We start from the raw sequence: 26264 nt of genomic DNA on the forward strand, positions 1-26264 counted from the left end.
ATCGGTACCCCGCCGGCTCACTCCGCCGCGTCCGAGTGGCGGAAGCCCTCGACCCCGACCTGCTCCGGGTTGATCGCGTGCAGCGCCCGGCGCGCCGCCTCCAACGGGTGCTCGGCCTCGATCCGCACCGACGTCAGATCCGGGCTCTTGTAGACGGTGACGATGGTGTCCATCACCTCGGTCAGCGTCGTGCGCTTGTCCTCGGGGGCGGCGATCAGCAGTTGCAATCCCCAGGCGCGGTAGAGATCGACCAGCGCCTGGCTGTTGCGCACGTCGAGCTTGGAGAACGCCTCGTCGAGGAGACAGAGGCCCAGGCCCGGATTCTCGTCGCCGGGCCGGTCGCCCGGATAGTAGGCGCTCGCCAGCGAAGCCGCGATCGCCACGTAGAACGGCGCCTGCGCCTCGCCGCCGGACCCGCGCAGCGCCCGCGCCGACATCGTCGTGCGGTTGCCGGCCGCGTCCTTCATGCCGATCTCGTACACGAAGTAGTTGCGGTAATCGGCGAGCCGGGCCGCATCCTCCTGGCCGGCGATCAGCGCGGTGATCTCTTCCAGCGCCGCCGCCATCGGCCCCTCGGTTTCGCCGGCCAGCAGCGCCTGCGCGGCCTCGGGGGAGCGGGCGGTCTCGGTGGCCAGGGCGTGGACGGCGGCGTAGCGCCGGTCCACCGCCGCCTCGAACGCGTAGGTCTGGCCGGTGAAGCTGCGCGCCGAGAGCCGCTCGTTCAGGGCGGCGAGCCGGGCATGGACCCGCTCGAACCGGTCGGCCAGGCGGGTCAGAAGATCCTCGGTCATGAGCCGGCGCATCTCGACCTCGGCCCGCTCGGCCTGGGCGCGGTAGCGGCGCAGCTCGTGGCCCTCGACGGCCTCGTATTCCTTGGAGACCCAGGCGTAGCCGTCGATCGCCGGGGCGTCGCCGGCGTTCAGCGGATTCTCGACCCGCCAGGCCGAACAGGCCTCGGTCAGCTCGCGCTCGGCGACGCGCCCGTGCGAGCGGGCCGCCTCGGCGGCCTCCCGGGCGAGCCCGCGCTCCGTGGCGGCCCGTGTGCCCGCGGCCTTGGCGTCGAGGCCCGCGAGCGCACCCCGCGCCTGCGCGATCACGCCGACGCCGAACGTCTCGGAGCGGGCGAGGCGCACCCGCGCCGCGTCGCCGCCCATCGCCTGCCGCAGGGCTGAGCGCCGGGCCGCCAGCGCCGCGCGGGCGGCCTCGCGCACGGTCCCGAGGCGCCCCCGCAGCGCCGCCTCGTCGGCGAGCAGGCGGTCGAGCTTCGGTTCCAGATCGTCGGACAATTCCCGCAGGTAGCCGATCCGCTCGGTGGTCAGCGCGGCGATTTCGGCGGTGAGGCCGGCATTGTCGCGCTTCTCGATGCCCTCGCGCTCGGTCTGGAGCGTGCGCCGCCGCCCCTCCAGCCCGTCCAGCTCGCTCCGCAGGGTATCGACGTCGTCGAGGCCGCGCGCGATGCGGGCCCGGACCGCCGCGGCGGTGCGGGCGGCCTCGCGCAGGACCGCCGCCTCGCCGCGCAGCCGCCGGGCCTCCGCAACCGCGGCCTCGTGCGCCCTGCGGCTGTCCACCGTGGGCCCGCGATGGCCGCGGGTCATCAGCAGATCGACGCTGCGGGTCACCGAATAGGCCATGCCGGCCGTGGTCCGGCCGCTCGGCGCGACGGCGCGGGACAGGCGGGCGAGCTCGGCATCGTCCCGGGCGAGGTCGTAGCCGCCGAGCCGCACCCCGAGGAACGCCTCCGCGTGCGGATCGCTGGTCTCGATCACGGTGAGCGGGCCGTCGTCGTAGCGGCGCGCCCGCTGCTTGGCGGTGTCGGTGGTCTTGACCAGGATGCAGCGGTGGAACCGGTCGCGGCCCGATTGCAGGACGCCCAGCGCCTCGCTCAGCCGGTCGGGCGCCACCACCAGGGCCTCGCGGGCGCGCCCGAGCAGGCCCTCCAGCGCGGGCCCCCAGGTCGGATCGACGATCTCGGCCAGCTCGCAGATCGGCAGAGCGTCGATGTCGCGCCGCGCCAGCTCGCCCCGGAACGCCACCGTATCGGAGGACAGGCGCGCCGCCGGGCCGCCCCCGGTGCGCGGCGCGGTGCGCTCGGCCTCGCTCTCCTGCGCGCGGGCCTTGAGCGCAGCATCCTCGGCCGCCCGCTCCAGGGCCTCGTCGAACTCGGGCAGGCGTGCCAGCCCGTCGATCAGGTCCGCCAGGGGCCCGTCCGGTCGCAGGATCTCGTCGGGCGAGGATTCCCGGCGCAGGCCGGCCCGGGCGCAGGATTCCGCGAGGCGGGCCGCCGGCGGGCAGGCCTGTCGCAGGATCGGGGCGACCGGCTGAAGCTTGCCCATCTGGCCGACCAGGCCGACGAGGTCGGCGATCCGGGCGGAGAGGTCCTTCCGGTCCCGCTCCAACATCGACAGGCCCAGCGTCGAGGCGGCGAGCCGGCCCTCCGCGGCGCTGCCGGCGAGCAGGGCCTTCTTCTCGGCTATCTCGCCGTCGATCTCCCGGACGTGGCCCCGGCTCGCCGCGACCCGCTCCCGGGCGATCCGCAACGTGTCGGCACCCTCGCGCAGGCGCAGGCGGACCGCGACGAGGTCGAGGCTGCGGCGGCGCAGCTCGGCGCAGGCCGCCGCGAACTCGTGGGTGGCAGCGGCCAGCACCGCCTCGCCCCAGGCCTCGTAGCGGTCGCGCAGGCGCCGCAGCCGGGCGAGACGGCTCTCCAGTTCGCCGATCGTCTCGAGCAGGCGGCGCCAGTTGGCGATGGAGAGCCGCACCCGCTCGACGTCCAGGGGCTCCGGGTCGAGCACGAAGGCGCGCACGAAGGCGCTGGTGTCGAAGATCGGCTTGAACGCCACGGCGTTGGAGAAGCTGCGCAGGAAGTGCCGCGGCTCGGGGGAGGGCGCGCCCTCGCGCAGGGTCGCCAGGATGTCGGCGGTGAAGCGCTCGCCGGAGGTCCGGTACTCGGTGAAGCTCGCCGCCCGGGCGCGCAGATCCGCGGCGATCTCGCTCCACGGCGCCGTGAAGCTGCCGCCCGGTGCGGTGCGGGTATAGTCGGCGACCTCGAATCGGTGCCCGACCGCGATGAAGCGGGACAGCACGGTCTCACGCGGCTCCACCGCCCGGGCCGCCAGCGCCAGCCCGACCGTGACGGTGCGGCCCGAGGCGGGGTTCTCGAACACCAGGGCCAGCACGGTCTCGCAGGATTCCCGCGTCGGCCGTCCGCCCTCCGCCGGATCGCTGATCCAGCCCAGGCAATAGTCGCGCACCGTGCGGGCGCTGCGTCCGGAGGCCGAGGCGTTCAGCGCAAGCCGGCTGGCGTTGTTGCCGGCGAGCACCGTGCCGACCGCGTCGAAGATCGTGGACTTGCCGGCCCCCGTCGGCCCGACCAGGGCGGCGGCGCCCCGGAGGCGGATCTGCTCGCGCCGGATCAGGTACCAGTTCGAGATGGCGATGTCGGTGAGGACGTACACGATGTCGGGAGGCCGGGCCGCTGTCGGAAGGATGTGCGGACCAGTTGGCCGGGTTCGGCCGCGCATGCAAGCTTCGGCGTTCCCGGCGCCGAGCTGTCACCTCAACCGGGATTCGCAACTTGTCAGACAATTTTGCGCCTGTATCGTCCCGCCGGGGGGATCCATGAAAACCATGCGCACCAGTCTAAAGTTTACCTTGAGCGGCCTCTTCGCCCTGCTCCTCCTGGCCGCCACGCTTCAGGGCGGGTTCGCGATCCATCGGATGATCGCACTCGACCGCCAGCTCGCGACGCTGCTCGATCACGCGGTCCTGTCGATGAACGAGGCGCAGGCCATCGAGGCGCTGGTGATCCGGTCGCGGCTCACGCAGGTCCGCTTCGTCACCGCGATGGCCGAGACCGAGCGGCAGCTCACCGTCAAGGAGGTCGAGGGGCTGACCCGGGAGCGGAACGCCAAGGTCGAGGCCTATCGGACGCTGATCGCCTCGCCCGACGAGAAGGCCCGGTTCGACGACCTGCTCGCCAAGCTCAAGGTGCAGCACTACGACTGGGAGCGCCTGCGCGGCTTCACGCTCGAGCAGCGCGACCCGGCGATGTCGTATTTCCGCGGAGCGATGAACGGCCATTACGTCGCCGCCGCCGGAGCCGCGCACGCGCTGGCCGAGATGAACATCCAGGCCGGCGACGCGGCCGGGCGCAGCGCCCGCGGGAGCCAGGCCGAGGCGGTCCGCTCGACCGTGATCATGCTGGGCGTCACGCTGCTGATCGCCCTGGGGGCGACGCTCTACAGCTTCGTCGGCGTCTCGCGCCCGATCACCGTCATGACCCAGGCCATGCGCCGGCTGGCGGACGGCGACGTGCAGGCGGAGATCCCCTACGCGGCCCGCCGGGACGAGATCGGCGCCATGTCGGCCACCGTGGCGGTGTTCCGGCGGAACCTGCTGCATACCCGCACCCTCGAGGGCGAGGCGGCACGAGCCCGCGCCGAGTCCGAGACCCAGCGCCGGGAGGCGACGCGGACGCTGGCCGACCGGTTCGAGGGCGCCGTCGGCGGCATCCTCGGCTCGGTGACCGCGGCGGCGACTCGGTTGCAGGCCACCGCCCAGGGCCTGAACGCGACCGCGTCGCAGACCGCCGGCCGGTCGACCGGCGCGGCGGCGGCGGCCGAGCAGGCCTCCACCAACGTGACCACGGTGGCGGTGGCGGCCGAGCAACTGGGCTCGACGGTGGACGAGATCGGGCGCCAGGTCGGCGCATCGGCCGATCTGGCCCAGGCCGCCGTCCACGAGGCGGCCGCGACCGCGCAGCTGGTCCAGGCCCTGAGCACGGGGGCGCAGCGGGTCGGGGAAGTCGTGACGCTGATCTCCTCGATCGCCGACCAGACCAACCTGCTGGCCCTGAACGCCACCATCGAGGCCGCGCGGGCCGGGGAGGCGGGGCGCGGCTTCGCGGTCGTCGCCACCGAGGTGAAGGCGCTCGCGGCCCAGACCGCCCGGGCCACCGCCGAGATCGCGGCGCAGATCGGTCGGATCCAGGGCTCGACCGGCGAGGCGGTGCGGGCGATCGACGGCATCGCGGCCCGCATCCGCGACATCAGCGGGATGGCGACCGCGATCGCCGCCGCCGTGGAGGAGCAGGGCGCCGCGACCCAGGAGATCGTCCGCAACGTCACCCAGGCCGCCACCGGAACCGAGGCGGTGACCGCCAACGTCAACGGCGTGGCCGGCGCCGCAGCGGCGACCGGGCAAGCGGCCGGGCAGGTGCTCGATTCGGCCTCCGAGATGGCCCGCCAGGCGGCGCAGCTCGGCGAGGAGGTCGAGCATTTTCTGGCGACGGTGCGCGCGGCTTGAGACGCCGGGTTACCGTTTGCGCCGAGCCCCTTTCCCGGGCGCAGGCGGCGTGAGCGGCCGGCGATCCAGCGGGACGCGACGCGTCCGCGCGCAGCGACATGGCCCCCCCTGACGGTCCAGGCGTCCGGGAACCGGGCGCGGTTCATCCGCCAGCGGTGCCGAGGGCCGCCCTCAGAGCTCCCCGGCTTCCGACCACGCCCGCAGGCGCTCCAGCCAGGCGTCGGAGGCCAGCACCGCGAGGCCCGGCAGCAGCGACAGCGGCGTGACCCGCTCGACCCGGTCGCGCTCGCCCATCCGCAGGCCCCCGCGCCGGGCGTAGAGGCGCAGGATGTCGGCGAGCCGGCCCTCTTCCGGGGGCTCGTTGCGGGCGACGGCCCGGATCTTCTCCACGATCTCGTCGGTGGTGCACGCGACGATCCCGTCCGTGCCGGCGCGGTTGTCGCGCAGGCCCTCCTCGTAGAGCAGCCGCAGCGCCAGCAGCACCAGGGTCTCGTCCTTGCGCAGGCGCTCGGAGGCGATGTCGTGCCGGGGCGCGTCGGCGGCGGGGCTCAGCGACACCATCTGGTCGCGGTGCGAGACCGTGAGCGCGTAGCCCAGGCAGGCGAAGTAATCGGTGAAGAACGGCGCGTAGTGCCGGGCCAGCTCGTAGGAGCGGCCGATGCCGGGCGTGTCGGCGTAGATCACCTGGCCCTTGAGCATCACCTGGAGGGCGCGGCACAGCTCCTCGGCGTCCGGAGCGCGGGCACCCGGCGGCGGCGGCTCGTCGCCGTCGATGATCGCGCGAAATCCCTCAAGCACCGGCACGCCGCTCCAGCAGGAAATCGGGACAGTCCAGCCAGCCGTTGGCCAGCCGCTCGGGCAGCCGGACCACCGCGTAGCGGTCGCGCAGCCGCGCGTCGAACAGCACCTCGATCTCGCGCAGGCGCTGGAACACCACGAAGTCGTCGACCCCCTCGATCGCGATCTGCGAGCCGCGCAGCGATACGGCCTTGCCGAGCCGCGCCTCGACGAAGGCCGTCATGGTCTCCGGCGTGACGGTGGTGCGGCGGCGGAACTCGGCCTTGGCGGCCGCGAAGGCATCCACCGCGGGGTCGTAGTCGATATCCGGCAGCGGCTCGACGTCGATGGCGCTGCGGCGGGCGCGCGGCGTCTGCAGGTGACCCTGGCCGATCGGCGGCCGGAGCAGCGACACCACCGGCGGCACCTCCGGCGCGACCTCGGCGGCGCCGACGGCGCGCAGCATCCCGGCGACCCGCTCGATCCCCGATGGGTCCGGCCGGTCCATGGCATGGAGCGCGGCGCCGATCCGCCGTTCCAGGCGCGCCACCACGGCATCGACCGCGTCGAGATGGTTGTCGAGCCCCTCGAACACCGAGAGGATCTGGGCGAGATCGGCCCGGACCGCGCGCTGCGCGGTGTCGAGGTCGGGGCTGCGGCCCTCGCGGATCTGCCCCTCGGCCAGCGCCCGCACCGTGAGGGCGTCGCGCAGCGCCCGCCCGGCCTCGCGGACCACGCTGGCGCGGAACCGGAACGGATTGAACCGGGTGTGCAGCGTCCGGTAGTCGCTGATCAGGTGGCGTTCGACGAAATCCTCGAAGAACAGCCGGAAGGTCTTGGCCCGGTCGGGCTCGCGCAGGATCCGCTCCTCGACCTTGCGCATGCCGGCGGCGAGTCCGCGGACATGGGCCAGGAACGCGGCGGACGCCCGGGCGGCGTTGGACAGGGCCTCGGAGCGGTTGGCCGGATCGGAGACGGCGCTCTCCAGGCCGCCCAGCACCTCCAGCACCGCGCCGCCATACGAGCGGGTCTCGCCCCGCTCCAGGCGCGACAGCTCCTCGAGCAGGAGGCGTGCCTCCGGGTCGAACTCGGCCACCGGGACGTAGCGCTCGCGGCGCTCGAGCAGCCAGCCGGTCTCCAGGAGGCGCCGGTAGAGGGCGTTGCGGCGTTCGGCCGGATCCGCGGAGATCGGCTCGTCGCCCAGGATCTCGGGGTCGCTCCAGCCGGCGGCGAAATCGCCGATCTCGGCGAGCAGCTCGGCCTTGCGCACCGGCTCCGCCCCGAGGACGCGCCGGTGCAGGTGCAGCAGCAGGGCCGCGTTGAAGCCCCGGCTCGGCGAGGCCAGCGGCTTGAACAGCTCGTCGGGCAGCTGCGCGAACAGCATTGTCTCGGAGTCTCGCGCTCGCGCAGCGGTCAGACTACTTCGCGCCGAGGAGTTCGACGTCGAAGATCAGCGTGGCGTTCGGCGGGATCACGCCGCCGGCGCCCCGGGCGCCGTAGCCCAGCTCCGGCGGGATGATCAGGGTGCGCTTGCCCCCGGTCTTCATGGTGGCGACGCCGAGATCCCAGCCCTTGATCACCTGGCCGGCGCCCAGCGGGAAGCTGAAGGGCTGGTTGCGGTCGCGGGAGGAATCGAACTTCTTGCCCTTTTTGCCACCCTCGTCGAGCCAGCCCGTGTACTGCACGGTGACCTGCTGGCCGGCCTTCGGCTCGGGCCCGGTGCCCACCACTTCATCCTGGTACTTCAGGCCCGAGGGCAGGGTGACGATCTCGGCATTCGCGGCTGCTGTCATGGCGATGAACGCGGCTCCGGCAATGAGGGACAGGCGAGGCATGGTATCTCCCTGGAGCCGGCGCCGTCCGCGCCGGCCGTCGGGGGGCCTTCTATCGACTCGAGCCGGTCCAGGCCAGGGAGGCGCGCGATCCGACGGATCGGGGTTCGGACGTGCGACGGGCGCGCCGTCCTGCGGCGGGTCGTCGGAGCGAAACCCGACAGCTTGGCTCCGCCCGGTGTCGGGTCAGGCGGCGATGTCGGCGGACGCGGTTTTCATGAGATCCACGATGAGGTTGTAGGTTTCGGTCCAAGCGTCCCGAACCTCCGGCGTGAAGGCCGGGCCGAGCCCCTGCTCCAAGGTCCAGAGCAGGGCGGCGCCGACCGGCGCGAAATGGTCGTTCCTCGTGCCGTAGCCCACGTGACGCCGGCCGAGTTCCTGGACCCTGGCCGTCAGAGTCGCCGGCTGATCCAGATTGGCGACCGCGAGCCCGAGCATCGTCATCAGCTTCTTCTTCTGCGGGGCCATGTCGTCCGGAAACATGGAGCGGACCTGCGGGGCGATCTCGAACAGGCGTCCGTAGAACAGGTCGGCCGCCGTACCGGCGATCGGCCGGACCTTCTCGAAGCTGTCCCGCACGAGCTGGATCTGACGCGGCGCCATCGCGTAGACCGTACGCACGTTCATCAGGAAGCGGGTCACTTCCGCGGTGAGCTGCTCGGACTGGCGCGACAGGACCGAGGCCGACCCCAGGACCTGGTTCGCCGCCCGCCCGGCCTGCTCCACCGCCCCCGCCACGCCGACGGTGTTGCTGGTCACCGCACCGGTGCCGGTCGCCGCCTGCCCGACATTGCGGACGATCTCCTGGGTGGCGGCGCCCTGCTCCTCAACCGCGGCGGCGATACTGGTCGACACGGCGCTGATTTCCTGGATCCGTCCGGTGATCGCGCCGATCGCCGAGACCGCCTGGCCCGTCGAGGTCTGGACGCGTGCGATCTGCCCGGAGATCTCCTCGGTGGCCTTGGCGGTCTGCTCGGCCAGCGCCTTCACTTCGGCGGCGACGACCGCGAAGCCGCGCCCGGCCTCACCCGCGCGCGCCGCCTCGATCGTCGCATTGAGCGCCAGCAGGTTCGTCTGGGCGGCGATGGACGAGATCAGCCCGACCACGTCGCCGATCCGCGCCACGGCGCTGCTCAACTCTTGTACCAGCGCCCCGGTCCGATCGGTCTCGCCCACCGCGCCCTGCGCGAGCTTGGCCGATCCATCGACCTGCCGGCCGATCTCCTCGACCGAGGTTCCCAGTTCCTCGGCGGCGGCCGCCACCGTGTTGACGTTGCTGGCGGCCTCCTCGGCTGCGGAGGCGACTGTGACGGCCTGGCCAGCCGTCCGATCGACCGTTGCGGTCAGGGTTTGTGCGGTGGCTTGCAGGTCCGTGGCGGAGACCGACACCTGTTTGATGATGCCGCCGACCGCGGTCTCGAACGACTCGGCCAAAGCCCGCATGCCGTCACGACGCTGCACCTCGGCGGACAACCGTTCCTGCACGGTCTCGGCCTCAAGCGCGCGGGTGCGGATCAGGTTGTCCTTGAACACCTGCACCGTCCGCGCCATCGCGCCCACCTCGGTGTTGCGGTCGCGCAGCGGCACCTCGACCGACGCGTCGCCGTCGGCCAGGGCCTGCATGGTCCCGGTCATCGTCCGGATCGGACGCAGCACCAAGCGGAATAGGGCGACCAGGCCGAGGGCGACGAGCAGCCCGGAGACCAGCAGCGCCGCCACGTTGCGCACCAGGACGCTGCGTGCATCCTGGGCCAGGGTTTCGGCGCGCGCGATCATCTCGTCGAGGGCGGCGTAGGCGAGGTCCACGAGGGTGGCCTGTTCCGGGGTGTCGAGCTTGCGCGCCTGCTGGAGCGTGATCCCCGGCGGCTGAGCTTGCGCCAAAGCTGTCGAGACCGCCATGCGCCGGTCGAGGGGCGCGCCCTCGAAATTGTTGGTGCGGGCCTTGTCGAAGGCCGCCCGGACGGTGCCCGAGAGGGTCGCCGACGTCTCCGCGGCGAGCTTCCACGTGGCGTCGAGCCGCCCCCGCTCCTCGGCGGCGGCGACAGTCTCGGCGGGCGACCAGGGCGTCTCGGCCGACAGGGATGTCTGGATCCGCAGCGCGATGGCGCCGAGCGCCATGCGGGTCGCCCAGGCCGAGCGCTTGAGGGCGAGATCGCGCTCCAGGACGGTATCGGAGCGCGGGATCGCGGCATCGACCGCATCCGTCGTCGCCGTCAGGGTGTCGAGCATGGCGAGGAAGGCCGTCTGCGCCTCCGCGGTGACGGAGGCGTCACGCTGGGCCTTCGACACCTTCAGGGCGTCATCCACCCGGGGGCGGAGGCGCTCGACACGCTCGCGGGACGCCTGAAGCTGACCGAGCGTCGCCCGGACGGAGGGCAGATCCAGGTCGCCCACCAGTGTCGTCGCGGCGGCGATGCCGGCGACCGCCCGCTGCCGCTCCGTGTAGAGCCCGGACAGGGTCTCGGCATCCATCGGCTGGCCGGCGGCCAGGAACTGCAGGGTGGCGCCCCGCTCCAGCCGCGTCGCGTACAGGGTCTGGAGCAGCGCGCGGCTCGCCCGCACGAGCGAGATACCCGCCTCGGCCTGGACAGCAGAAGCACGGGCTCCGATCAGCGCGGACGTTGCATAGGTGAAGATAATCAGACCCAAGACGAAGAGCACCACGCTCATCGTCATTCGGATCGAAATATTTTGCAGGCGGATCATCGCACAACTCCCGAAGCCCGGCGGTTGCGAGGTCATGTCTTACACCGCATCATTTGTCGAATGTTATGACCACGAGCCTGTTTGACCTCTCTCCAACCGACGTCGCGGGCTGACAATCGATACTCGAACTCATTCGTATCGGAACTGCATCCTTCGGAAAATTTTGGCGCCTTCGTTTCAATTGAAAGCTGTTTAACGGTGTATTTACGCTCGCAATCGCGCAGGTCACTGGTCATCGCGCCGGGGGGGGGCGTTTCGACCACGGCTCCGGGCCGGGCGCGATGACGGCGCGCGGCACGCCCCCCCCCAGAGCCGCACGGGCGACGAAGTCCGCGCAGGGCGTGCCGAGGGCTCACTCCCTCGTGTGGGGGAGGTGGGGGTGGGGGCGGTTCTGAAGGCGCGGCTCCGCGCGATCCGACGCATCCCCCATCCCCGGGCCCCTCCTCACGGGGGGCGTTCAAAGCACTCAGAAGGTGATCAACGAGGTCACGCCGAACACCACGACGTCGGGCTTCTGCTCCGGCGTGGCCCGCCGGGTGATGTACTGGATGTTGGGTCGGACGACGATGTTGTCGGTCACCGCGATGCTGTAGAACGCCTCGACGAAGCGCTCCTGCCACGGCAGCCGCCGGTTGGTCCGGGTGACCAGGTTGCTCAGCTCGATGGCCTCGACCGCCCGGGGATTCGGGGTCGTCTGGCCGGCGCCGAAGCCGATCCAGTCGTTCGGACGCTCCGCGCACCAGCCCTTGTAGATGAACCCGCCCGTCACCTGGGCCGAGTAGATTGAGGTCTCCCGGTCGCTGGCCACGGCCCGGACGAAGGCCGAGACGTTGCGGACGGTGTTGGCGGGATCCGGGCGGTAGACCTCCTGGACACCGACGAAATACAGGCCGTTCCGGCCGTCGTGATGCAGCGGCTGTCCCCGGTACATGGGAAACGGCAGGCGCCGGTCGTTCAGGTAGACGTCGTTGCCGCCGCTGGTCTCGTGCCAGCCGCCGACCTTGTAGCTGCCGGCATAGCCCGCGCCGCCGACCTTCGGGAACCAGCCCGCCTCGGACAGGATCAGGGCGCCGGTGCCCTTGCTGAAGTTGAAGCTGAAGCCGTCGACAAGGTTGTCCGGATTGACCTGGTAGGCGCCGACCTGGACGTAGGCCGTATCCGCCGTGCCGACGCGCAGGCGGGTCGCCCATTGCCCGACCGGGTAGTTGTAGATGTAGTTGCCGGCGATCTTGCCGGTCGGGGCGCCGCACAGGGCGTTGAGCTGGAACTCGCAGGCGAAGCCGGCGAAGTCGTCGCTCGACGGCATCCGGCCGATCTTCAGGTCCACCCAGGGGCCGAACTTCTGATCGTACCAGAACTGGCTCAACCGCCAGATGCGGCTGCGGCCGTAGATCTCCTCGACGCTGGTCTGCGTGCCGAGATGCGCGTCGAGGGTCAGGTCGCGGCCGTGGCGGTGGGTGAGCGTGACCGCGCCGGACCCGCCCTCCAGGCCGAACATCTTCTCGAAATCGAACAGGCCCTTTGCGGTGAACTGGGCCGCTCCGCGCGCCAGCGTGCGATCCCCACCGGCCGCGTTCGTGGCGCCCTCGTAGACGTAGCCGAGGTTGAGCAGGATGCCGTGCTCCCAGAGCCGATCGCGGATACCGCCGAGATTGCCGAGCAGGCCGAATTTCGGGCCGATATTGCGCGGATCCACCGAGCCCACGGCGGGGCGGGTGTCCGGCGCGGGCGTCGAGGGCCGATCCAGCGGCAGGCGCTGCGGCGCATTCGGATCCGGCAGGATCGTCGATTCTTCCGTGTTTCGGGGCGCCGAAGGCTGTGCCTGTGCCAGTCCAACACAAGGACAGGCTCCGATGACCAGCAGAGCAGCCGCCCATCCCGATAGAAGTCTACGTTCCATGATCCATAACGCCCCCGAGCCGACAGTCTTCTGTTCGGCGCCGTGGACTTACACCATCGTAAAACCGCAAATTGCAAGTTTATATAGACAATTTATATTTGTTTGAGCGAGGTCTATAATTCAATCTCAAGAACCGACTTATAAAACCCGCCGTATTTTTAGGACAGAAAATCGACTTCAAATACTGACTGTTTTTTAAATCGGGAGATCGATCCGGTTAATACGTGGGCAACCACATGATCGATCGTCCGATGTGAACGCCGTGTCCACATTCGCAACGCTCTTTGCTGGCTTCATCTTGGCCGGAAGCCAGCTTTGCGAAGCGCGAAGATCCACGAAACGGCCGAGGCTTCGCCGCCACACCCGCGGCGAAATCGGCTTCGCGCGGTCGATTCTGCGGGTCCGATGCCGCCTCAGCGCACCAGCAGGCCGGCCAGATGCGCGACCAGGCGGCGGGCGACCTCGTCCTTTCCGAGGCGCGGCCAGGTCTCCAACGCGCCGTCGCGGTGGATCAGGTGGACGGTGTTGTCGGTCCCGCCCATGACGCCGCCCGCGGCGGAGACGTCGTTCGCCACGATCAGGTCGCACCCCTTCCGGGCGATCTTGGCCCGGGCGTGGTCGAGCACCGTGTCGGTCTCGGCGGCGAAGCCGACCACCAGGGGGGGCCGCCCGGCCTCCAGATGCGCGACGGTGGCGAGGATGTCGGGGTTCTCGACCAGCGGCAGCGGCACCGGGCCGGCGCCGTCCTTCTTGATCTTCTTCGCGCCGGCCTCGGTCTCGGGGCGCCAGTCGGCCACCGCGGCCGCGAAGATCGCGATGTCGGCGGGCAGGGCCGCCTCGACCGCCGCCAGCATCTCCCGGGCGGTCTCGACCCGCACCACGCCGACGCCGGCGGGATCCGGGATCGAGACCGGCCCGGAGACCAGGGTCACGGTGGCGCCGGCCTCGGCGGCGGCAGCCGCGATCGCGTGGCCCTGGCGCCCGGAGGAGCGGTTGGCGAGGTAGCGCACCGGGTCGATCGGCTCGTGGGTCGGCCCGGAGGTCACGAGCACCCGACGGCCGGCGAGGGGGCGGGCGGGCGCGCTCCGGCGGCCCGACAGGAAGCCGAGGCCCGGGGCCCCGTCGCCCGCCTCGGCCAGCATCCGCTCGAGGGCGTCGGCGATCTCGTTGGGCTCGGCCATGCGGCCGGGGCCGGTCTCCGCCTCGGCCATCTTGCCGGCATTCGGCCCGACGAGGCGGATTCCGTCGCCCTCCAGGGTCGCGCGGTTGCGGCTCGTCGCGGGATGCGCCCACATCTGCACGTTCATGGCCGGGGCGATCAGGATCGGCAGGGTGGTCGCCAGCAGGATCGTGGTCGCGAGGTCGGCGGCGTGGCCCCCGGCCATCCGGGCCATCAGGTTGGCGGTCGCCGGCGCCACCACGACGGCGTCCGCCTGGCGGGCCAGCTTGATGTGGCCGATATCCGCCTCCTCGGCCCGGTCGAACAGGTCGGTATGGGCCCGCTCGCCCGCGAGCGCCGCGGCAGCGAGCGGCGTCACGAATTCCTGCGCCCCCGCGGTCAGCACCGGGCAGACGCTGGCGCCCCGCTCGCGCAGGCGCCGGATCAGGTCGAGGGCCTTGTAGGCTGCGATGCCGCCGCCGATGACGAGGAGGACGCGGCGGTTGGCGAGCGTTTCAGTCATGACGGAAAGCCTCTGCCTGAGCCGGCGCGCCCGTCAAGCGGGCCGGGGGTCAGGCCGCCGCCGGGACCGCCGGCGCCTTCAGGCCGCCGAAGCGGCGGTCCCGGCGGGCGAAGTCGGCCGTCGCCGCGGCGAGATCGTCGGGGCCGAAATCGGGCCACATCCGATCGGTGAAGTGGAGTTCGGCATAGGCCGCCTCCCACAGCAGGAAATCCGACAGGCGCTGCTCGCCGCCGGTGCGGATCACGAGGTCCACGTCCACCGGCGAGCCGTGCATCTGCCCGGCCACCAGCGCGCCGAAACTCTCGCGGGAGGCGTCGCCGCCCTGGAGCGCCTGCGCCGCCGCGATGATGGCGTCCCGCGCGGAATAGTCGACGCAGATCCGCAGGTGCAGGCGGGTGCCGGCCGCCGTGGCCGCCTCGGCGGCCGCGATCGCCTCCGGGATGCCCCGGGGCAGGCGGTCGCGCCGGCCCACGACGCTGAGCCGGGTGCCGGTGCGGGCGAGCCGCTGGGTCTCGTTGCGCAGGTAGGAGCGCAGCAGCCGCATCAGGCCGCCGACCTCGTCGTCGGGGCGCTGCCAGTTGTCGGCCGAGAAGGCGTAGAGCGTGAGCGTGCCGATGCCGAGATCCGGGCAGGCCTCGGCGGTGCGCCGGATCGCCTCGACGCCGCGATGGTGGCCGGCCAGACGCGGCAGGCCGCGCTGCGTCGCCCAGCGCCCGTTGCCGTCCATGATGATCGCGGCGTGCAGCCCCCCCGGCCCCGCTTCGCTTTGCATCGTAAAGTCTCCCGGCATGGGCGTATCGCTGAGGTTTATTCGGTTTGCGTTGACAGTCTCTGCGCGATCCGGCGTTCTCAGGCCGGTTTCGTGGCCGGATCGAGGCCGCGCACCCCGCCATCCGGACTTCGCTCGGCCGCCGCCGCCGCGTCGCGCACCACCTGCTCGAGCACGCCGAGATAGAAGATGAAGCGCCGGCGCCCGGTCGGCGTCATCCGGCACACCGTCTGCGTCCGGTTGAGCGAAAACCCCTTTTCGAGGCTCACCAGGTCGGCCTCGCTGAGCACGGCCAGGTGGCGGCTCAGGTTGCCGTCGGTCAGCCCGCATAGGCGCTTGAGGTCGGGGAACGGCAAGCCCTTGGGATGGGCCACCAGGGAGGTGAGCACGCTGAGCCGCGCCCGCTCGTGGATGATCCGGTCCAGCCCCTCGTAGGAGAACCGTCCGTCGTCGCGGTCAGAGGTCATCATCGAAGGCCCGGGCGCCGCGATGGATGAGGCCGGCCAGCCAGATCTGGCCGACCACGAAGGGGAGCCCCATGGTCCAGGGCGACAGGGTGCGGGTCTCGGCCGCGAACGCCAGCGCGGCGAGGCCGGTGAGCAGGTACCAGGCGCCGACCCCCTGGACCGCCCGGGGCAGGATCCGCGCCGAGGCGAACAGGCCGAGCCCGACCAACACCTGCCACAGGCCGGGCAGCATCCAGACCTCTTCCGGAGCGAAGCGGGCGATCACCAGGGCGAGGCACGCCCCGGTGCCGGCGGCCGGCATGAACACCTCGATGGCGTTCCACACCATCGCGTCGGCCAAGCCGGAATGGAGCCGGCGGCTGCGCCGGACCGCCTCGACCCCGATCAGCGCGAACGCCACCAGGGCGGCGCCGATCCACAGGCCGAAGAACAGGGCCGGCCGGGCCGACGGATCGCCGAGCCACAGGGCCTGGCCCACCGCGCAGGCGAGCGACAGGCCGCCGGTGCCCGCCACGGTGGCGGCGCCCAGGCCGCGGAACGCGGTATCGCGGGCGATCTGCGACCGGATCGCCACGATGTCGGCCAGCGCCTTGTCCAGGTCCTGCATGAGCTTCAGCCCCCGCCCTGCATCATGCTTTGCGCCGCAAAGTACCGACGGGCTCCGGTCGCCGCAAGCCAATTCACCGGGTGATGGGACCGAATTTTCTCAGCATCGACCGGTCCGGTCCAGGCCAAAGCACGGTGAATTCTACCTAAGAGTTGTAATTATCCATCTTCGCGGCGAAGAGCATCGAGATCGAGCGGGGCCGTGACCATCCGCAGGGCGCCGTCCGGAGCGCGGGGCCACTCCGCCTCCGGCCGGTCCCGGTAGAGCTCGACGCCGTTCCCGTCCGGGTCGCGCAGGTACAGGGCCTCGCTGACCCCGTGGTCGCTGGCGCCGTCGAGGGGGATGCCGGCCGCCTCGACCCGGCGCAGGGCATCCGCCAGGGCGGCCCGGGTCGGGTAGAGCAGGGCGAGATGGTACAGGCCGGTGGTACCCGGGGCCGGCGGCAGCCCGCCGAGGCTCTCCCAGGTGTTGAGCCCGATATGGTGGTGGTAGCCCCCGGCCGCGACGAAGGCGGCACGCGTGCCGAAGCGCTGGGTCAAACCCAGGCCGAGGATCCCGCAATAGAACCCGAGCGCCCGGTCCAGGTCGGCCACCTTGAGGTGGACGTGCCCGATGCGGGTCTCGGGATGGATCGGTGCGGTCATCGGCGAGCCTCATCCGGGAAAGCGTGAAAACTCCGCAGCCCCGAGGGTTTCTCGCGGCGCGTGCGGGGCCCATATTGGTGCCATGCCTGCTCCGAAGAACACGCCCGCTCCGAAGAAGCCGCGCGCCGTATCCGTCTCGGCCTCGTCGGCCAAGGCATCGAAGCCCGAGCTGAAGCCGCTCGACACCTATCTGGCGGAGTTGCTGAACCCGGCGCTGAACCGCAACCGGCCGCCGCCGATCGCGCCGGAGCCGGAGAAGCCGCGTCCGGGCAAGCCCAAGGGACGGCCCGCCAAGGAGCCGATCAGCAAGGCGGCCACCCGCAAGGTCGAGATCGCCCGCGACGGCTTCGCCGAGGCGCCCCAGGCCGGCTACGCGCTCGGCGACGCGGCCGAGGTCGATCCGCGCCTCGCCCAGGCCCTGGGGCTGACCCCGCCCGAGGACGGGCCCGTGCCCGCGGGCGCAGAGCTGCCGGATCCGGGCGGCGACGGCGGCGCCTCCGCGACCGTGACGGCGCTGGAGCGGCTGCTCATCGAGGGCAACCCGCTGTTCAAGGACGGCCAGACCTGGGTGCCGCACCGGCCAGACCGGCCGCAGAAATCCGAGGGCGGCCTCCAGTTCACGCTGAAATCCGAGTTCGAGCCGGCGGGCGACCAGCCCACCGCCATCGCCGAATTGGTGAAGGGCGTGCAGGCGCACGAGCGCGACCAGGTGCTGCTGGGCGTCACCGGGTCGGGCAAGACCTTCACGATGGCCAAGATCATCGAGCAGACCCAGCGCCCGGCGCTGATCCTCGCCCCGAACAAGACCCTGGCGGCGCAGCTCTACGGCGAGTTCAAGTCGTTCTTCCCGGACAACGCCGTCGAGTATTTCGTCTCCTATTACGACTACTACCAACCCGAAGCGTATGTCCCGCGCTCCGACACGTTCATCGAGAAGGAATCGTCGATCAACGAGCAGATCGACCGGATGCGCCATTCGGCCACCCGCGCCCTGCTGGAACGGGACGACGTCATCATCGTCGCCTCGGTGTCGTGCATCTACGGCATCGGCTCGGTCGAGACCTACACGGCGATGTCGTTCACCGTGACGCTGGGCGAGAAGATCGAGCAGCGCCAGCTCGTAGCCGACCTCGTGGCCCTCCAGTACAAGCGGATCCAGGCGGATTTCGCCCGCGGCACCTTCCGGGTGCGGGGCGATTCCATCGAGCTGTGGCCGGCCCACCTGGAAGATCGCGGCTGGCGGATCGGCATGTTCGGCGACGAGATCGAGTCGATCGTCGAGTTCGACCCGCTCACCGGCAAGAAGATCGCCGAGCTAAAATTCGTGAAGGTCTACGCCAACTCCCACTACGTCACGCCGCGGCCGACGCTGCAGCAGGCGATCAAGGGCATCAAGAACGAGCTGAACGGCCGGATCGAGGAATTGACCAAGATGGGCCGGCTGATCGAGGCCCAGCGCATCGACCAGCGCTGCACCTTCGACATCGAGATGATCGAGGCCACCGGCGCCTGCAACGGCATCGAGAACTATTCCCGCTACCTCACCGGCCGCCGGCCCGGCGAGCCGCCGCCGACCCTGTTCGAGTACCTGCCCGACAACGCCCTGGTGTTCACGGACGAGAGCCACGTCACCGTGCCGCAGATCGGCGGCATGTACCGGGGCGACTTCCGCCGCAAGGCGACCCTGGCGGAGTACGGCTTCCGCCTGCCGTCCTGCCTGGACAACCGGCCGCTGCGCTTCGAGGAATGGGACGCGATGCGGCCCCAGACGGTCCACGTCTCGGCCACCCCCGGCAAGTGGGAGATGGAGCGCACCGGCGGCGTCTTCGCCGAGCAGGTGATCCGCCCGACCGGCCTGGTCGACCCGGTGATCGAGATCCGCCCGGCGCGCGCGCAGGTCGACGACCTGCTGGGCGAGGTCAAGGCGGTCGCGCTGGCCGGCTACCGGACCCTCGTGACCACGCTGACCAAGCGCATGTCCGAGGACCTGACCGAGTACCTCCACGAGAACGGCGTGCGGGTGCGCTACATGCACTCCGACATCGACACCCTGGAGCGGATCGAGATTATTCGCGATTTGCGGCTCGGCGCCTTCGACGTCCTGATCGGCATCAACCTGCTGCGCGAGGGCCTCGACATCCCGGAATGCGCCCTGGTCGCCATCCTGGACGCCGACAAGGAGGGCTTCCTGCGCTCGGAGACCTCCCTGGTCCAGACCATCGGCCGGGCCGCCCGGAACGCCGACGCGCGCTGCATCCTGTACGCCGATTCCATCACCGGCTCGATGGAGCGGGCGATGGCCGAGACCGAGCGGCGCCGCACCAAGCAGCTCGCCTACAACGAGGAGCACGGCATCACGCCCCAGAGCGTGAAGCGCGGGATCAGCGACATCCTCAACAGCGTCTACGAGCGCGACCACGTCCAGGTCGATACCGGCCTGGCCAAGGACGCGATCACGGTGGGCCACAACCTCAAGGCGGTGCTGGCCGACCTGGAGAAGCGGATGCGGACGGCCGCCGCCGATCTCGACTTCGAGGAGGCCGCGCGCCTGCGCGACGAGCTCAAGCGTCTCCAGGCGACGGAGCTGCTGGTCTCGGACGACCCGATGGCCCGGCAGGGCGACGTCGAGCGCGAGGCCGGCAAGTACGGCCGCAAGGCGCCGCGCGGCGCCGGGGCGACCCGGATCTCGAAGCCGGAACTCGACAATATGGGCCCGGGCACCGACCGCGAGATGCCGGCGGGGGCGGTGGCCTGGCAGGAGCGGCCCAAGCCGCGCTCGACGCAGGGCCTCGGCGGCCAGAAGCCGAAATACAAGGGCGGGGGCGGCCGCAAGCGCGGCTGACCGCGCCGGTTTCAGGCGGCCCGGTCGTCCCGGCCGGCATAGCGGCTCGCCACCGCCTCGCCCTCGTCGACCAGCGCCTCGGCGATCCGGAGCGCGAGGGCGTCGCAGGCCTCGTCGTAGGCGTGGGGATCCGCCTGCACGGCCGCCCGCGTCACCGCGCCGACCCGGTCGCGGACGATGTCGCGGGCGATGCGCAACGCATCGGCGAAGGGCTCATAGGGGCGCGGCATGCTCGCTCCGGCGACGGATCGGGCCGTCACGGCCCGGGTGGCGGCTGCAACGAGCATCCGGGGGAAAACGTTCCCGCCTGGTGCTGGGCGTCTTCGCATGCCGGGCCAGACCAGGGCTTCACGCCCCTTGCAGCGCGGTCCACTCACGCGTCCCGTGAAACCCGCAGGGTCTTGTCCGGATTCCGCACCACGTAGATGGCGGCGACGAGGCCCTGGCGGACCTGCAGGGCCGTCGTCTGAATGAGGCCGGGCGTCTCGACGGTCACGAAACCCGGCAGCCCGTCGATGACGGCATAGCGCACGAGCCGGGATGAATTCCGGGCGAAGTCGCGGGCCATGGCCTCGTGACGGACGAGCACGGCGTCCCGCCCGATCAGCGGTTCCGGCGACGCGGGGACCTTGCCGCCGCCATCGGCTGTGGCGACCACGTCGTCGGCCAGGAGGGTGCGCAGCGCACCCATATCGCCGCTGCGCGAAGCGGCGAAGAACGCGGCGGCGATCTTGAAGCCCTCCTCCCGGTCGACAGTGAAGCGTGGCCGCGCTTCCCGGAGATGCGCTCGGGCGCGGCTGGTGAGCTTGCGGCACGCCGCCTCTTCCCGTCCGATCGCCCGGGCCACATCCGGGAACGCCATCCCGAACACGTCGTGCAGCAGGAACGCCGCCCGCTCCAGCGGCGACAGGCGCTCCAGCGCCATCATCAGCGGCAGGGTGATGTCGTCGAGATCGTCGCCCGCATCGGGATCGAAGATCGGCTCCGGCAACCAGGGTCCGATATAGGTTTCCCGCCGGCGGCGGGCCGATTTCAAGTGATTGAGGCAGAGCCGCGTGACCACGATCCGCAAAAACGCAGCCGGCTCCCGTACCGTGTCCCGATCGGCGGCCAGCCAGCGTGCGTAGGCATCCTGAACCACGTCCTCCGCGTCGGCCATCGAACCCAGCATGCGGTAAGCAAGCCGGACCAGGCCCGGGCGGGATTCCTGGAAGCTCGGTTCGGGGGCGGCGGCCCCGTTGCACGGCGCGATCACAGACCCGGCGCCTCCAGGCCGCGCACGAACTGGCGCGTGACCTGCGCGACGCGTCGGCCGAGATGGCGCGCGGTCGCCAGATCGGCCTCCGGAGGCGCGCGGTCGGGACCCGCGTCCGTGTTCGACTGCGCCGCCGCGCCGAGCCAGTAGCCGAGCCGATTCAGATCCTGCTCCGAGCCCGTGGTCGAACAGTTCGCGGGCGGGAGGTCCAGGCTGACCCAGTGCATGCCGTGCTGCGCCGCGAACAGGGCCAGCTGGATCAGCGTGGCGAGCTTATCGCCGGCCATCGCACCGGAATTTGTGAACCCGGCGGCGATCTTGCCCTTCCACGGATAACCCTTGGCCATCACCCGGTTCGAGGTCGATTCCTGGAACGTTTTGAACGCCGCGGACGGCCCGGCCACATACGTCGGGGTGCCGAAGATGATGGCCGGGGCGGCCTCCAGCACGGCCCAGGACCGCTCCACGTCTGCGACGGGCAAAATCAGGGCGTCGGCACCTTCGACGAGCCTCACCCCCTGTGCCACAGCCTCGGCCTGGCGGGCCGTGTGGCCGTAGCCCGAGTGGAATACGATGGCGATCCGCATGGATCCGGCGGCCGCCGCCGGATCCTCACGACGCTCCGTCACGCGAATGTCGACCATGATCCCCCCTGTCAGTCCGGTCCCGGATGACATGACAAGGAAGCCCCGCCCGGTGTGACATGCGCGTGAGTCCGGCAACGACCCTTTCATGAAGCGCGTTTCGGCCGGCGCTGGACAGGGGCACGGTCCCGTCCCAGATCGATCCTCGTTGAAGCAGGCGAACGACGATGACCTCCGAGACGAACACGCCCCCGGCCCTCGACGACGCGACCCTGGCTTTCGCGGGCCGGGTCTTCCAGTTCGCCCGGATGGGCCACGCCGACGAGCTGGCGGAGCTGTTCGGGCAGGGGCTCCCGGCGAACCTGCGCAACGACAAGGGCGACAGCCTGCTGATGCTCGCGGCCTATAACGGCCAGGCGGACGCCACCCGGGTGATCCTGGAGGCCGGCGGCGACCCGGAACTCGCCAACGATCGCGGCCAGACGCCTCTGGCCGGCGCCGCTTTCAAGAACGACCTCGCCGTCGCCCGACTGCTGCTCCAGCACGGCGCCGCGGTGGACGGCACCGGCACCGGCAGCCGCACCGCCCTGATGACCGCGGCGATGTTCGACCGCACCGAGATGGTGGCGCTGCTGCTGGAGCACGGCGCCGACCCGGACTTTCGCGATGCCGCCGGCCAGAGCGCCGCCGACATGGCCCGGGCGATGGGCGCCCAGGCGACCCCGGGCCAGCTCGACGCGGCGGCACGGAAGACGGGGTGAGGGATCAGGGATTTTTCGACGAAGGGGGCCGACGGGACGACCGCCATGCTCTGCGCGCGCAACGTCACACAGGGCTCGACGGAAGGAAGCGGGATCGTTCGTCGAGGGCGGCAGATAGGTAGGCGGCGGAGTTCTCCGGCGTACGCAGATACGTCGAAACGTCGAAGGGCCGGGTGGGAGTCTCGGGATCAGCCAAGAGCGGCCTTCGCGAACCGTCTACGCGCCTTCGTGAAAGTGGCCAGCGAAGCATGAACAAGACGCGACACCGAACCTGCCTGCCGTTCGCTTGTCCCGACCAATCATCACGCCGACCGTTGCTTTAACAAAAGCTGGATCGCCAAGGCCACGCGATCCCGTGCGGTCGCCGAGCCGAGCTTTGCCATACCTTCTTCGGCCAGTGAAATGACTGCCAGAGCATCGGCACGGGTGACGCGATGCGTCGGGTCGTAATCCGCACTGTGTCGCTGAAGCATGAGCCCCTGGAAGATGTCTCCGACCTGAATCAGCTCGGGAGGAAATCCGAAGGTGCGCAGCTGTCTGCAGGCATTCTTGACGTCCCCGTGATTCAGGGCGCGATACGCGTGTCGCCAGGCCTTGTCGGGCCGAGCCCGTCCCGTTCCGACAAGCCGGTCCGCACATTCTTTCGCGAGCGCATGGAAGAGCGCGTAATAGGCCGAGCTGATCGCGCGCTTGAGGTCCGACTGCCGCGGCTTGCCGGGACTCGCCCGCGCCAACCGCCGTGCAGTCCCGAGCAACTCCCGGCTCATCGCCGGCTGCGCGGCTCAGGCATGGCGTCCGGGACCTTGTGCCGTATGTAGCCGAAGCGCGGCTCTTTCAGTTCGAAGAGCGTGTCATTCAGTTTTGTGAGAGCCCTGGACGCGACCTTGAAATCGGGCTCGGCTTCGGGATCCCAATAATGGACGTTGACGAGGATGACGGGATCGCCATCGGCATCCTCGGACTCCGTGACTTCAACCTCGCTGACGCCGAAGCGGCCGAGCTCTTGCCACACGACGGCTTCGATCGCGGCCCGAAGCGTGGGGGAGATGTCCGCACCGATCATGTCTGCGCCCTGCCGCGCATGAGAAACATCCTGGCTCGAAACGCACGTCGGACCGAAGACGAGGCTAGCATAGACCGTTGGCGCTCGCTGGCGATCTCTTTCTAAGTGAGTCGATGTACCCAGGAAGTCGAGCCGACCTCGGATCCCAAGCTTTCCAGACACTCCGCTGCCCGGATCGCGTCGAGGACGCAAACCCGGTGCGTCGGCTCCAACGTCGAGGGGGGACGACACGACGGGCGCCGGAAACTCTCGCCCGGGACGGCAGCGGCACGGGATGCGCAGGAATGGGCGCGTTGTATTCACGAGCCGGGCACGTGAAGGAATAGAGAACCGATAAAACTCGAGGAAACGCCGTGCCGCCCATGACCGCACTTCGCCCCGCGCTGATCGCCGTCGCGATCCTCCTACCCGCCGCCGCCCGCGCCGCCGAGACCCCCTGGCCGGCCTTTGGGCACGACCACAGCAACCGCAACTTCTCCGACCTCACACAGATCGACCGCGCCAGCGTCGCGCGGCTGCGGCCGGCCTGGATCTTCCAGACCGGGGTGACGGGCTATTTCCAGGCGCAGCCGGTGATGGTCGACGGCGCGCTCTACACGTCCACGACCCAGAACAACGTCGCGGCGCTCGATGCCCGCACCGGCCGGCCGCTCTGGACCTACACGCACAAGCCGCGCACGGAAAAGATCTTCGGCCCCCCCTCCAACCGCGGGGTCGCGGTCTCGGACGGCCTCGTGTTCGAGGCGACCATGGACGGGCGGCTGATCGCGCTCGACGCCAAGACCGGCCGGCTGGTGTGGGACACGGAGGCGGTGCGCCCGGAGGAGGGCGAGAGCGAGACCGCCTCGGATCTCGCGGGCAAGCTCGGCGGCAAGCCGGTGCAGGGCTCGAGCCGGCTCGGGTTCAAGATGCCGCCGCTGGTGGTCGAAGGGCTGGTGATCGTCGGGGTCACGGGGGCGGGCTACGGCCTGCATATCGCGGACGAGGCCGGCGGGCTCGACGGCGGCGCCGTGGTCGGGATCGAGGGCGGCTACGGACGGCGCGGCTGGCTCGCGGCCTACGATGCCAAGACCGGCGCGGAGCGCTGGCGCTGGTACGTCACCCCGCCCGAGGGCTGGGAGGGCGGCTTCGTCGCCCAGACGGTGGACGGCGTGCCGCTCCAGCGCGACATCGCCGCCGAGAAGGAAGCGGCGCCGGCCAACCGCGACGCCTGGCGGGTCGGCGGCGGCTCGCTCTGGATGACCCCGGCCTACGACCCGGATCTCGGCCTGATCTTCCTCGGCACCGGCAACCCGGCGCCGCAGAATTTCGGCCTGTCGCGCCCGGGGGACAACCTCTACACGATGTGCCTCGTGGCGCTCGACGTCCGCACCGGACAGCTGCGCTGGTATTCGCAGCAGGTGCCGCACGACGAATGGGGCTACGACGTCGCCGCGCCACCGTTCCTGCTCGACGGGCCGAACGGCACCAAGGCCGTGGCCTCGGCCAGCAAGACCGGGTGGATCTACGTCCACGACCGCGCGACGGGGACGCTGCTCGAACGCTCGGCCCCGCTGATCGAGCAGAAGAACCTGTTCGCGCCGCCGACCCCGCAGGGCACCGTGGTGGCGCCGGGGCCGCTCGGCGCCGTGTCGTGGCCGCCCACCGCCTATGACGGCCGCCGCGCCTACGTGCAGGTCCGCCATGGGGCCACGACCTACACGATCAAGACCGTGCCGGCCTCCGGCGACCGGGCGGAGATCCGCTACACCGAGACCAGCGAGGCGAAGGGCGAGCCGTCCTTCAGCACGCTGACCGCCGTGGACCTCGCCGACGGCGGCAAGATCGCCTGGACCCTGCGGTCCGACAGCCGGCTCTCCGGGGGGACGCTCGCCACCGCGGGCGGCCTCGTCTTCTCCGGCGCCGAGGATGGCCACCTCGAAGCCCACGATGCGCGCGACGGCACGCTGCTCTGGCGGTTCCAGTGCGGGGCGGGCATCAGCGGCCCGGCCATGACCTACGCGCTCGACGGCAAGCAGTACCTCGCGGTGGCGGCCGGCGGCGCGTCCTTCACCAAGGCGGCCGGGTTCGGCACCGGCGACGCACTGCTGGTCTTCGCGCTGCCCGATTGACGCCGGCCGAGCTTGACTGGAAGGCTTCCGGTCAAGCTCGGCGACTCGGCGGGACGATGGCGGACGGAAGCAGCCAGGACGGTGCGCAGGCGGGCGCGGCTTCGCAGCCGAGCCAGCGCGGCGCGCCGGTGATCCGCACCATCGCGATGCCGGCCGACACCAACCCGGCGGGCGACATCTTCGGCGGCTGGCTGATGGCCCAGATGGATCTGGCGGCCGGCAACGTGGCGGCCCGGCGCTCGCGCCGGCGGTGCGCCACCATCGCGGTCGACGCGATCACCTTCCACCATCCTGTCTTCGTCGGCGACGAGGTCAGCCTCTACGCCTGGCTGATCACGGTCGGGCGCTCGTCCCTGCGCATCCAGGTCGAGGTCTGGCGCCGGGAGCGGGCGAGCGAGACCACCATGAAGGTCACGGAGGCGACCTTCACCTTCGTGGCGATCGGCGACGACCGCCGCCCGCGCCCGGTGCCGGCGGAGTAAGCCCGTGCCGGCAACCCCGCCACCGGAGCCGGCGGGCGCGCCGGATGGACAGCACTGTCGCACCGGGTGGGTGACGCAACCCAGGTGATTTCAGCGACGGCGCTCCTGGGCCAGATCGGGCGCGCCGGATCCGCTCCGGTCGGCCCCGTCGATCATGGGTTTTCGCCCCCTCGGTCCATGGTCAACGGGGCCGCTCTTTCGGTACGGAGCACGCTGGATGACGGAAGGGTCTTCGAAGGATCCGGACTTCTGGGACGGCCTGGCCGTGCATGTGACCACGAAGGTCGAACCCGTCCTGCGGCAGGGGCCGCGCGCGCGGAAGCCGGTGATCGCCTACCTGCGGGACCTGGAGGCGGTGGCCCGGCAGGAATGCGACAGCCGGAGCGTGATCCAGATCCTCGCCTCCGCGCGGCGCGTCCTCGGGGATCGGGAACAGGTCGAACCGTCGAACGGCCCCTTCTCGCGGACCTGATCCTGC

The 26264-nt window shown here is 71.0% G+C and carries 22 protein-coding genes; 6 read left to right on the top strand and 16 right to left on the bottom strand.

Going from position 1 to position 26264, the window contains the following annotated elements; translation table 11 throughout:
- Positions 1 to 17: 17 nt before the first annotated feature.
- Complete coding sequence (locus ACYQPG_RS12975; RefSeq protein WP_461232464.1) at positions 18 to 3455, bottom strand: SbcC/MukB-like Walker B domain-containing protein; 3438 nt, start codon at positions 3453 to 3455, stop codon at positions 18 to 20.
- Between the two features lie 172 nt (positions 3456 to 3627).
- Between ACYQPG_RS12975 and ACYQPG_RS12980 the strand changes: the two genes are divergently transcribed.
- Positions 3628 to 5304: a methyl-accepting chemotaxis protein gene (locus tag ACYQPG_RS12980; protein ID WP_461231100.1), complete on the top strand. Its 1677-nt coding sequence runs from the start codon at positions 3628 to 3630 to the stop codon at positions 5302 to 5304.
- Positions 5305 to 5475: 171 nt separating this feature from the next.
- Here the strand turns inward: ACYQPG_RS12980 and ACYQPG_RS12985 are convergent, their stop codons facing one another.
- The 10 genes from ACYQPG_RS12985 to ACYQPG_RS13030 all read right to left on the bottom strand — a co-directional run bounded on the left by ACYQPG_RS12985 (position 5476) and on the right by ACYQPG_RS13030 (position 16688).
- Positions 5476 to 6102: a DUF4194 domain-containing protein gene (locus ACYQPG_RS12985; RefSeq protein ID WP_147909955.1), complete on the bottom strand. Its 627-nt coding sequence runs from the start codon at positions 6100 to 6102 to the stop codon at positions 5476 to 5478.
- Positions 6095 to 7465 (bottom strand): Wadjet anti-phage system protein JetA family protein, encoded by a 1371-nt coding sequence (locus tag ACYQPG_RS12990; RefSeq protein ID WP_147909954.1) that lies wholly within the window; start codon positions 7463 to 7465, stop codon positions 6095 to 6097. The genes ACYQPG_RS12985 and ACYQPG_RS12990 overlap by 8 nt, the downstream gene beginning before the upstream one ends.
- A gap of 34 nt (positions 7466 to 7499) precedes the next feature.
- Positions 7500 to 7916, bottom strand: a complete 417-nt coding sequence (locus ACYQPG_RS12995) for an FKBP-type peptidyl-prolyl cis-trans isomerase (protein WP_007569323.1) — start codon at positions 7914 to 7916, stop codon at positions 7500 to 7502.
- Between the two features lie 183 nt (positions 7917 to 8099).
- Positions 8100 to 10583, bottom strand: coding sequence for a methyl-accepting chemotaxis protein (locus ACYQPG_RS13000; RefSeq protein ID WP_461231101.1), 2484 nt, complete (start codon positions 10581 to 10583; stop codon positions 8100 to 8102).
- A gap of 502 nt (positions 10584 to 11085) precedes the next feature.
- Positions 11086 to 12315: a carbohydrate porin gene (locus ACYQPG_RS13005; protein ID WP_461231102.1), complete on the bottom strand. Its 1230-nt coding sequence runs from the start codon at positions 12313 to 12315 to the stop codon at positions 11086 to 11088.
- A gap of 617 nt (positions 12316 to 12932) precedes the next feature.
- Positions 12933 to 14201 (bottom strand): bifunctional phosphopantothenoylcysteine decarboxylase/phosphopantothenate--cysteine ligase CoaBC, encoded by a 1269-nt coding sequence (gene coaBC, locus ACYQPG_RS13010; protein WP_147940691.1) that lies wholly within the window; start codon positions 14199 to 14201, stop codon positions 12933 to 12935.
- 49 nt (positions 14202 to 14250) lie between these two features.
- Complete coding sequence (locus tag ACYQPG_RS13015; RefSeq protein WP_147909350.1) at positions 14251 to 14973, bottom strand: di-trans,poly-cis-decaprenylcistransferase; 723 nt, start codon at positions 14971 to 14973, stop codon at positions 14251 to 14253.
- 77 nt (positions 14974 to 15050) lie between these two features.
- Positions 15051 to 15440 (bottom strand): transcriptional regulator, encoded by a 390-nt coding sequence (locus ACYQPG_RS13020; protein ID WP_147857943.1) that lies wholly within the window; start codon positions 15438 to 15440, stop codon positions 15051 to 15053.
- Complete coding sequence (locus tag ACYQPG_RS13025; protein WP_147909351.1) at positions 15427 to 16044, bottom strand: hypothetical protein; 618 nt, start codon at positions 16042 to 16044, stop codon at positions 15427 to 15429. The genes ACYQPG_RS13020 and ACYQPG_RS13025 overlap by 14 nt, the downstream gene beginning before the upstream one ends.
- A gap of 158 nt (positions 16045 to 16202) precedes the next feature.
- The gene (locus ACYQPG_RS13030; RefSeq protein ID WP_147940690.1) at positions 16203 to 16688 is read right to left on the bottom strand and encodes a VOC family protein; all 486 of its coding nucleotides are present in this window, start codon (positions 16686 to 16688) and stop codon (positions 16203 to 16205) included.
- Positions 16689 to 16770: 82 nt separating this feature from the next.
- Here ACYQPG_RS13030 and uvrB point away from each other — a divergent pair, with 82 nt between their 5' ends.
- Positions 16771 to 19530 carry an excinuclease ABC subunit UvrB gene (gene uvrB, locus ACYQPG_RS13035; RefSeq protein ID WP_461231103.1) on the top strand — a complete coding sequence of 920 codons (2760 nt, stop codon included), beginning with the start codon at positions 16771 to 16773 and terminating at the stop codon, positions 19528 to 19530.
- An 11-nt stretch (positions 19531 to 19541) separates the two neighbouring features.
- Here uvrB and ACYQPG_RS13040 read toward each other — a convergent pair whose 3' ends face one another.
- From ACYQPG_RS13040 to ACYQPG_RS13050, 3 genes are all read right to left on the bottom strand, one after another.
- Positions 19542 to 19760, bottom strand: a complete 219-nt coding sequence (locus ACYQPG_RS13040) for a hypothetical protein (RefSeq protein ID WP_147909354.1) — start codon at positions 19758 to 19760, stop codon at positions 19542 to 19544.
- 143 nt (positions 19761 to 19903) lie between these two features.
- Positions 19904 to 20785, bottom strand: a complete 882-nt coding sequence (locus ACYQPG_RS13045; protein ID WP_461231104.1) for a sigma-70 family RNA polymerase sigma factor — start codon at positions 20783 to 20785, stop codon at positions 19904 to 19906.
- Positions 20782 to 21429 carry a flavodoxin family protein gene (locus tag ACYQPG_RS13050; RefSeq protein ID WP_419829586.1) on the bottom strand — a complete coding sequence of 216 codons (648 nt, stop codon included), beginning with the start codon at positions 21427 to 21429 and terminating at the stop codon, positions 20782 to 20784. Before ACYQPG_RS13050 ends, ACYQPG_RS13045 begins: the two co-directional genes overlap by 4 nt.
- A gap of 167 nt (positions 21430 to 21596) precedes the next feature.
- Here ACYQPG_RS13050 and ACYQPG_RS13055 point away from each other — a divergent pair, with 167 nt between their 5' ends.
- Entirely contained in the window at positions 21597 to 22130 is a 534-nt protein-coding gene (locus ACYQPG_RS13055; protein WP_147940686.1) for an ankyrin repeat domain-containing protein, read from the top strand.
- A 302-nt stretch (positions 22131 to 22432) separates the two neighbouring features.
- Here ACYQPG_RS13055 and ACYQPG_RS13060 read toward each other — a convergent pair whose 3' ends face one another.
- Together ACYQPG_RS13060 and ACYQPG_RS13065 are read right to left on the bottom strand one after the other, a co-directional pair.
- The gene (locus ACYQPG_RS13060; protein WP_461231105.1) at positions 22433 to 22897 is read right to left on the bottom strand and encodes a hypothetical protein; all 465 of its coding nucleotides are present in this window, start codon (positions 22895 to 22897) and stop codon (positions 22433 to 22435) included.
- Complete coding sequence (locus ACYQPG_RS13065; RefSeq protein ID WP_461231106.1) at positions 22894 to 23193, bottom strand: hypothetical protein; 300 nt, start codon at positions 23191 to 23193, stop codon at positions 22894 to 22896. Before ACYQPG_RS13065 ends, ACYQPG_RS13060 begins: the two co-directional genes overlap by 4 nt.
- A gap of 362 nt (positions 23194 to 23555) precedes the next feature.
- On the opposite strand from ACYQPG_RS13065, the gene ACYQPG_RS13070 reads away from it, so the two are divergent.
- The 3 genes from ACYQPG_RS13070 (at position 23556) to ACYQPG_RS13080 (ending at position 26258) form a co-directional block, all read left to right on the top strand.
- Complete coding sequence (locus ACYQPG_RS13070; protein WP_147940683.1) at positions 23556 to 25304, top strand: pyrroloquinoline quinone-dependent dehydrogenase; 1749 nt, start codon at positions 23556 to 23558, stop codon at positions 25302 to 25304.
- 56 nt (positions 25305 to 25360) lie between these two features.
- Positions 25361 to 25786 (top strand): acyl-CoA thioesterase, encoded by a 426-nt coding sequence (locus tag ACYQPG_RS13075; protein WP_461231107.1) that lies wholly within the window; start codon positions 25361 to 25363, stop codon positions 25784 to 25786.
- 217 nt (positions 25787 to 26003) lie between these two features.
- Entirely contained in the window at positions 26004 to 26258 is a 255-nt protein-coding gene (locus ACYQPG_RS13080) for a hypothetical protein (protein WP_147909364.1), read from the top strand.
- Positions 26259 to 26264 lie beyond the last annotated feature (6 nt).

This window comes from Methylobacterium sp. CM6246 (assembly GCF_054818005.1).

What these genes read in the sequence shown, in the direction of transcription:
- ACYQPG_RS13025 (WP_147909351.1), bottom strand. Translation starts at nt 16,044, where the DNA reads ATGCAGGACCTGGACAAGGCGCTGGCCGACATCGTGGCGATCCGGTCG.
- ACYQPG_RS13015 (WP_147909350.1), bottom strand. Translation starts at nt 14,973, where the DNA reads ATGCAAAGCGAAGCGGGGCCGGGGGGGCTGCACGCCGCGATCATCATG.
- ACYQPG_RS13065 (WP_461231106.1), bottom strand. Translation starts at nt 23,193, where the DNA reads ATGATCGGTGCGGACATCTCCCCCACGCTTCGGGCCGCGATCGAAGCC.
- ACYQPG_RS13020 (WP_147857943.1), bottom strand. Translation starts at nt 15,440, where the DNA reads ATGATGACCTCTGACCGCGACGACGGACGGTTCTCCTACGAGGGGCTG.
- ACYQPG_RS12980 (WP_461231100.1), top strand. Translation starts at nt 3,628, where the DNA reads ATGCGCACCAGTCTAAAGTTTACCTTGAGCGGCCTCTTCGCCCTGCTC.
- ACYQPG_RS12995 (WP_007569323.1), bottom strand. Translation starts at nt 7,916, where the DNA reads ATGCCTCGCCTGTCCCTCATTGCCGGAGCCGCGTTCATCGCCATGACA.
- uvrB (WP_461231103.1), top strand. Translation starts at nt 16,771, where the DNA reads ATGCCTGCTCCGAAGAACACGCCCGCTCCGAAGAAGCCGCGCGCCGTA.
- ACYQPG_RS12990 (WP_147909954.1), bottom strand. Translation starts at nt 7,465, where the DNA reads ATGCTGTTCGCGCAGCTGCCCGACGAGCTGTTCAAGCCGCTGGCCTCG.
- ACYQPG_RS13050 (WP_419829586.1), bottom strand. Translation starts at nt 21,429, where the DNA reads ATGGTCGACATTCGCGTGACGGAGCGTCGTGAGGATCCGGCGGCGGCC.
- ACYQPG_RS13040 (WP_147909354.1), bottom strand. Translation starts at nt 19,760, where the DNA reads ATGCCGCGCCCCTATGAGCCCTTCGCCGATGCGTTGCGCATCGCCCGC.
- coaBC (WP_147940691.1), bottom strand. Translation starts at nt 14,201, where the DNA reads ATGACTGAAACGCTCGCCAACCGCCGCGTCCTCCTCGTCATCGGCGGC.
- ACYQPG_RS13080 (WP_147909364.1), top strand. Translation starts at nt 26,004, where the DNA reads ATGACGGAAGGGTCTTCGAAGGATCCGGACTTCTGGGACGGCCTGGCC.
- ACYQPG_RS13075 (WP_461231107.1), top strand. Translation starts at nt 25,361, where the DNA reads ATGGCGGACGGAAGCAGCCAGGACGGTGCGCAGGCGGGCGCGGCTTCG.
- ACYQPG_RS13070 (WP_147940683.1), top strand. Translation starts at nt 23,556, where the DNA reads ATGACCGCACTTCGCCCCGCGCTGATCGCCGTCGCGATCCTCCTACCC.
- ACYQPG_RS13060 (WP_461231105.1), bottom strand. Translation starts at nt 22,897, where the DNA reads ATGAGCCGGGAGTTGCTCGGGACTGCACGGCGGTTGGCGCGGGCGAGT.
- ACYQPG_RS13030 (WP_147940690.1), bottom strand. Translation starts at nt 16,688, where the DNA reads ATGACCGCACCGATCCATCCCGAGACCCGCATCGGGCACGTCCACCTC.
- ACYQPG_RS13000 (WP_461231101.1), bottom strand. Translation starts at nt 10,583, where the DNA reads ATGAGCGTGGTGCTCTTCGTCTTGGGTCTGATTATCTTCACCTATGCA.
- ACYQPG_RS13055 (WP_147940686.1), top strand. Translation starts at nt 21,597, where the DNA reads ATGACCTCCGAGACGAACACGCCCCCGGCCCTCGACGACGCGACCCTG.